The organism is Synechococcus sp. R5-12 (assembly GCF_047502655.1).
In the GTDB taxonomy this organism is placed as follows: domain Bacteria; phylum Cyanobacteriota; class Cyanobacteriia; order Thermostichales; family Thermostichaceae; genus Thermostichus.
Genome location: NZ_JANSIM010000093.1, coordinates 1 through 5,117 on the forward strand (window position 1 = coordinate 1; position 5,117 = coordinate 5,117).

Below are 5,117 nucleotides of genomic sequence, written 5' to 3' on the forward strand. Positions count from 1 at the left end.
CTCCGTCCCGCTGGCGCGAAAGGACTCCGTCCCGCTGGCGCGATGAGAGGCTAGGGAGCAACGACATAGCGATCTTGGGAGAGGCGCTCGTTACCCCGATACACGCTCACCTGCAAATGCTGGGGATCCAGCCGGTGCCCCTCTACACGGATGGGTGGGATCCTCAGGGCGTGGCGGGATCCCCGTCCCAGCACGGACACAATCAGGTTTGGGCCGCGGATCTGAACTCGTAGGCGCACCGGCCAGGGGAAAGGGTTGCGCAGCTTGAGGTCGGCCAAGCCGTACCAAACGGTGGCATCTAAGCCAGGGGGCACCGACTCTACCTGCCGGTAATGGGGGTGCCTCTCCACCACCTCCAGCCCTGCCAACAGAGCAGCATTGTAAAGGCTAGAGGACACCTGACAGATTCCTCCCCCAACCGAATCCAGGGTTTCGGCCACCATAAACACCGGCGCGGGCACATAGCCTCGTTCCAGGCTGCGCGGCCCCACCACTTGGTTGAAGGAAAAAATCACTTCTGCCTGTTCCTGTGAGCGTGTCGCAGGCATGATGTAAACTCCATCCAGGCTTTGGACGGCTCGGCGAATGTTGTGGAGTTGAGAAGGAGTGCGCTCCTGCAAAGAAGTAACGTATTGGCTTAGGGTTGTTGGCGTGGGATCCGTCCACCACAAGGCCAGAAGGGCCAGTAGCGCCCCCACCAGCACAGCCAACCTTTGCAGGCCAACCTTTCCTCTCACCTCACACCTTGCCCGTCAGAAGGGGTTTCAAGGACTCCGTCCCGCTGGCGCGAAAGGCCTCCGGCCCGCTGACGCGAGCGGGCAGTTGGCGGGAACCGGTCGCGACCAGCAGCTCTTGGGCGCGGGTACCTGCCGGCAACGTGCGGGATGGGCGTAGGGCCACCAGAGCAGAGCCTTGAGCATCCACCTGAAAGTCACCACAGTGGAGGAACTCGCCATTATCCAGCTTGAGCCAGAGGGAGTAGCGCTCCCCCGCCACCGGTTGGGGCAGATCCCGTGCGGCCAAGATAACCTCCTGCCAGTCTCCTGGGCGAAACAGCACATTGGCCGTCCCCACCTCCCCCTGCAAATGCACCAGACGGGATCCCGGCTGTTGCAGGAGATGGGATAATGCCCGCACCGATTCTAGCTGGGCCAGTTGCAGAGCTTGCCGCAGTCGCCAGTTGTCCAAGCTGAGCAGAACCAAAATTGCCGCCACCAAGCCTCCCAACCAGCGCCACCCCACCCCAAAAGCAGGCAGTGGAGAGTGAAGGGGGACTGCCATCTCCTGCTCGCGCAAGCCCATAGCCCCCACCTCTGCCATCACCTGGTCGCGCAAGCTGGCAGGCGGGAGTACTCCTGGCAATCCGTAGGGCAACAATTCCAAGGTTTCTTGCAAGGCTTGCAGTTCGGCCACCAGCCGAGGGTCTTGGGTTAGGCGTGCCTCTAGAGCACTCACCTGTTCAGGAGATAAGTCCCCCAGCAGATAGCCGGCCAGTTCTTCCCGTTCCTCTGTTAAAGGGGGCGAGGTGGATAAGGACTCCGTCCCGCTGACGCGAAAGGACTCCGTCCCGCTGACGCGATCAGACATGGCCATCCCGACACCAGAACTCAACTCCAAACCTAGGACTCCGTCCCGCTGACGCGAAAGGACGCGGTCCCGCTAACGCGAGCAGAAACCCAGAAGGGCGCGCAGGGATCCCCGCAATTTGCAGAGAGCTTGGCGAGAGCGGGTCTTAACCGTCCCCAACGGGATCCCCAATTGGCGAGCAATGTCCGCCTGGCTCAACCCTTGGTAATAGAGCAACTCCAGGATCTGCCGTTGGTTTTCGGGCAATTGGCTGAGGGCCGCTTGCACCGCTTGCCGCCGCTCCTCGATGGAAACCTGCTCAAAAGGGAACCGAGTCTTGCTAAAGGACTCCGTCCCGCTGACGCGATCGGCGCTGGGAATGGTCTGCCAGCGTTTCAAAAGAAGTTGGTGGCTGCCCTGAGAACGCAGACGGTCAATGGCCCGCGAGCGGGTCAGGATGCACAAAAAACTGCTCAGGGATCCCCGCCGCTCGCGCGACTCGGACGGAGTCCTTGGATCACAGCCAACCTTGCGCCACAGCTCGACAAACACCTCCTGAGTCAGGTCTTCTGCCTCGGCCACGTGGCCCAGGATCTTGAAGGCCAGCCCATAGACCAAGCCGGCATAGCGATCGTAGAGCGCAGCCAGAGCAGCAGGTTGCCCCGCCTTGAGCGCTTCCATCAGCTCCCAATCGGCGCGGGATGACCAATCTCTCACCCGCTCACGCCAGCGGGACGGAGTCCCTGGTTGCTCACCCATGCTACACCCAGTTTCGCCCCACACAACTAGAGGATAAACCTGCCCGATCGCGCCAGCGGGACGGAGTCCTTAAGTCTACCCCCTCAGCCACGACGGGCCGCCCATTCCAGGCTGAGCAAGGCTGTGTTCACCAGCAAGGCCAGGGATCCCACCGCCAGGGATCCGGCCCAGATCTTGTCGTAGCGACCGGCCTGGGCAATGCCATCGAACAGCAGGGTTCCCAGTCCCCCTGCCCCAAACTTGGCGCCCACGGTGGCAATGGCAATGGCCACAATTGCCGCCAGCCGCAGCCCTGCCAAAACAATGGGCAGCATGAGCGGCACCTGCACCTGCCACCACCGTTGCCAGAGGTTCATCCCCATGCCCTTGGCAGCTTCCAGGATGGCAGGCTCGACCGAGCGCAGGCCCACGCAAAAATGGCGCACCAAGATCACCTGCGTGTAGATCACCATCGCCACCACCACCGAGCGGGCATTGAGGCCAAGCCAGGGCACCAACAAAATGATCAAAGCCAGGCTGGGCACTGTGTACAGGATGCTGAGGATCCCCATGACCGGCAGGGCCAACCAGCGCACGTGGTGAACCAGCAGAGCCAGCGGCACCGCCAGCACCACCGCCATGCCCAAGGTCATCCCCACCATCGCCAGATGCTCTTGGGTGAGCTGCCACATCAGGCCGGGGTGGTTGAGGAGATAGCTCACGCGGATCCCCCCTCCAGCATGGCCAAGCTGCGAATGTGATCCAAGGTCAAAACGCCGATGGCCCGCCCGTCCTCCCACACCGTCAGGGCTGCCGCCCCTGTGCGCAACAGCAGGGACAAGGCTTGCCGCAAAGTGGCCTGGGGCCTCACCATCGCTCCCTCTTGGATTTTGTGGTTGTGCGGGATCCCGGCCATCGCCGTTTCCACCCGCAGCACACTCAACTGCCGTACCATGTCATCTGCCCCCAGCAGTTCCCTGACAAAGGGAGTAGCCGGCTGGGTGAGCAGCCGAAAGGGAGTGTCGAACTGCACCACCCGCCCCTTCTGCATCACCAAAATGCGATCCGCCAGGCGCAGCGCCTCTTCCACATCGTGGGAGACGAACAGGATGGTTTTTTTCAATTGCCGTTGCAGGCGCAGGATCTCCTCTTGCAGCTTGCTGCGGGTAATGGCGTCGATGGCCCCAAAAGGCTCGTCCATCAGCAGCAGCCCTGGATCCCCGGCCAGCGCCCGCGCCAGCCCCACCCGCTGCTGTTGTCCACCCGACAGTTGGGCAGGGTAGCGGTTTCTGTACTCATGGGGGGGCAAATTAACCAAGCTGAGCAGCTCGTCCACCCGCTCGCGGATGCGCTCCTTCGCCCATCCCAAAAGTCGCGGCACCACCGCCACATTCTGGGCCACCGTCATGTGGGGAAACAGCCCCGATTGCTGGATAACATAGCCGATCCGCTGCCGCAGAGCCGTGACGGGAAACTGGCGGATATCCCGCCCGTCCAAGCGAATCTGCCCCTGGGTGGGATCCAGCAAGCGATTCACCATTTTCAGAAGGGTGGTTTTGCCGCAGCCAGAAGGCCCCAAAATGACCACCAACTGGCCCGACTCCACGGAAAAACTGCACTCGTCCACAGCCGGCTGGGAACTGTGGGGAAAGCGCAGCGACACCCGCTCGAACTCAACGGTGCTCACCTCAGGGCCTCGTGCAAGGGCAAGATTATTTCTTCAGGATGCCGGCTTCCACCAAGAAGGCTCTGGCCACCTCCGCCGGCTCCTTGCGGTTGCCGCTCACCTCGTAGTTCAACCGCTGCATCACCTCGTCCGTCAGCAGGGGGGAAAGGGCATTTAAGGCAGCGGCAATGCCGGGGTTGGCCTCTAGGGTGTCCTTGCGCACCACCGGCGCCACCTGGTAGGGGGGGAAAAGCTGCTTGTCATCCTCCAGCAGCACCAGGTCAAAGGCGGCAATTTCTCCATCGGTGCCGAAGGCCACTGCCACATCCGCTTCCCCATTGACCAAGCCCTGGTAGCGGAGGCCGGGATCCACTGCTTTGTAGGCCTTGAGCCGGAAATTACCGTAGACGGCTTGGATCCCAGGTAGGCCATCCTCGCGGGCTTGAAACTCCGGCGGCCCGATCATCACCAGCTCGCCCGCTTTGGCCACCATGTCCGAGATGGTGGCAATGCCCAGCTCAGCCGCTCTGGCGCGGGTCATGGCCAGGGCCTGGGTGTTGTTCAGGGGGGCGGGATCCAGCCAAATCAGTTGGAACTGGCTCTCGTACTCGCGGGCCACCGTCGCGTACACCTCTGCCGGGTCACCGCTGCTGGGCAACTTGAGCACTGTCAGCAGGCCAGTGCCGGTGTACTCGGGGTAGAGATCGATCTCGCCGCTCAACAAGCCCGCATGGGCTACCGGTGTTCCGCCCAGGTTGAGCTTGCGCTCCACCGTGAACCCTGCCGCCTCCAGGGCTAAGGCGTACATTTCCCCCAAAATAAACTGCTCGGTAAAGTCCTTGGAGCCGACGGTAATGGGCTTGGCGAGGCCCCCTAAGGACTCCGTCCCGCTGGCGCGATGGGGAGTGAGAACAAGAGCTGCCAGCCCCGACAGGGCCAGCAAAGCCAAGCGACGAGTGGTTTTCAGCATAGGCAAGGGGAGAAGGGATCCCAGGCTAATGACAAGAGGCCCTGCCGAGAGCGTTCCGGCCTGGGCCAGGAAGTTTCGACTGTTAAGTCACCATTAAACCATTATTTTCCCTGAGCCGTAACTGCAAGAACCAACCGTAGAGCATGCCTCTAACCCCCAAAACCCTGAACTTTGCTG

The 5,117-nt window shown here is 62.0% G+C and carries 6 protein-coding genes; all 6 read right to left on the bottom strand.

From position 1 onward, the window contains the following. Positions 1-50 precede the first annotated feature (50 nt). The 6 genes from NW843_RS05920 to NW843_RS05945 all read right to left on the bottom strand — a co-directional run bounded on the left by NW843_RS05920 (position 51) and on the right by NW843_RS05945 (position 4,940). A complete protein-coding gene (locus tag NW843_RS05920; RefSeq protein WP_414428237.1) occupies positions 51-737 on the bottom strand; it encodes a VanW family protein in 687 nt (228 codons plus the stop codon). Position 738: 1 nt separating this feature from the next. Further along, on the bottom strand, positions 739-1,587 hold the full coding sequence (locus NW843_RS05925) for an anti-sigma factor domain-containing protein (RefSeq protein WP_414522397.1): 849 nt from the start codon (positions 1,585-1,587) through the stop codon (positions 739-741). A 72-nt stretch (positions 1,588-1,659) separates the two neighbouring features. Further along, complete coding sequence (locus tag NW843_RS05930) at positions 1,660-2,325, bottom strand: sigma-70 family RNA polymerase sigma factor (protein ID WP_414418643.1); 666 nt, start codon at positions 2,323-2,325, stop codon at positions 1,660-1,662. Between the two features lie 83 nt (positions 2,326-2,408). Beyond that, positions 2,409-3,026, bottom strand: coding sequence for an ABC transporter permease (locus NW843_RS05935; RefSeq protein ID WP_414344038.1), 618 nt, complete (start codon positions 3,024-3,026; stop codon positions 2,409-2,411). Further along, a complete protein-coding gene (locus NW843_RS05940) occupies positions 3,023-3,991 on the bottom strand; it encodes an ABC transporter ATP-binding protein (RefSeq protein ID WP_414357579.1) in 969 nt (322 codons plus the stop codon). The genes NW843_RS05935 and NW843_RS05940 overlap by 4 nt, the downstream gene beginning before the upstream one ends. Before the next feature lie 25 nt (positions 3,992-4,016). Next, positions 4,017-4,940 carry a glycine betaine ABC transporter substrate-binding protein gene (locus NW843_RS05945; protein WP_414522398.1) on the bottom strand — a complete coding sequence of 308 codons (924 nt, stop codon included), beginning with the start codon at positions 4,938-4,940 and terminating at the stop codon, positions 4,017-4,019. Between the last annotated feature and the right edge of the window lie 177 nt (positions 4,941-5,117).